This is a genomic window from bacterium (assembly GCA_030654305.1).
In the GTDB taxonomy this organism is placed as follows: Bacteria; Krumholzibacteriota; Krumholzibacteriia; order LZORAL124-64-63; family LZORAL124-64-63; genus PNOJ01.
Genome location: JAURXS010000194.1, coordinates 1 through 1,047, shown reverse-complemented (window position 1 = coordinate 1,047; position 1,047 = coordinate 1). Strand labels below are relative to the sequence as shown.

Sequence of the window (1,047 nt, the reverse complement as noted above, 5' to 3'; positions counted from 1 at the left end):
CGATAAACAAGGCGGCCGTCGCGGCAGCGGTCGGCGCCACCGCTGCCGCCGAGGCCCAGGGTGAGCAACTGGCCCGGCTGGTGCAGGGCTACGCCGGCATCCACGGCGTAGCCCGTGCTGCCGGCGTGCCGACGCTCGCGGTGTCGCATGGCACGGTCTTCGGCTGCGTGACCGAGCACGGCGTGCCGATGGCCGGGTTCGACCACGAGTTCACCACGGGTGCGCTATTCGGCGCCGGCGCGGAGGCCGCGTTGCTCGGCCACATCCATCGGCACCAGGCCTGGACGCAAGGGGAGGGCGAACGTCGCCAGTGCATCGCCTACGCCGGGTCCATCGGCCGCTTTCACCATGGGGAGCAGGGCGACAAGGGATTCCTGCTGTGGGAATTCGGACCGGACGGGGTGGACTGTCGCCTCGAGCCGACCCCTGCGAGACGGACGCTGGACATCCTGTTCGAAGGTCGGCCCGACCTGGACCAGTTGCGAGAGGCGGTCCGCGCGCAGGACCTGGCCGGCGTCAGCGTGCGGGTCCGATGGACCGTGGCCGACGAGGACCGGCACGAGGTGGACCGCGGTGCCATCGAGCGTGCCCTGTCCGGCGCAGCCGATGTCCAACTCGAAGGGCGGATCGTGCCCGTGGTGCGCACCCGCGCGCCCGGCATCTCGCAGCTCGTCAGCCTGGCCGACAAGGTCAGGGCCTGGGCCACGGCGACGGACGTCCACGCCCTGCCGCTGCTGGAGTGCCTGGAGCGGGTGACGACGACCGAGCCCGAGCACATCGTGGCGGCAGTCCTGGCGCCGCATGCCGACAATGTTTCGGGAGCCAATGCTTAGCGCGAGCGGCCGCTGGTGTACAGACAGCGGGCGCTTTGCCTGCGCCGAACATGACCCGCTGACGACACCCTAAGCAGTCCCCGCGTCGGTCCGTTCGAAGACCACGCGGCCTGCCTCGCGGCCGGCAATGAGCGATCACGTCGAGCCCGTCGAGGTGCCCAACTGCATGCCTGCCTTCGGAAGTGGGTTGCGTAAGCTGACCATGCGGGCAGGC

Annotated in this window: 1 protein-coding gene; it reads left to right on the top strand. The window is 70.5% G+C overall.

Annotated features, from left to right (window positions below):
• Positions 1-833 (top strand): metallophosphatase family protein (locus Q7W29_05125; protein MDO9171198.1); only part of this gene is annotated, 833 nt, incomplete at its 5' end.
• Positions 834-1,047: the final 214 nt, after the last annotated feature.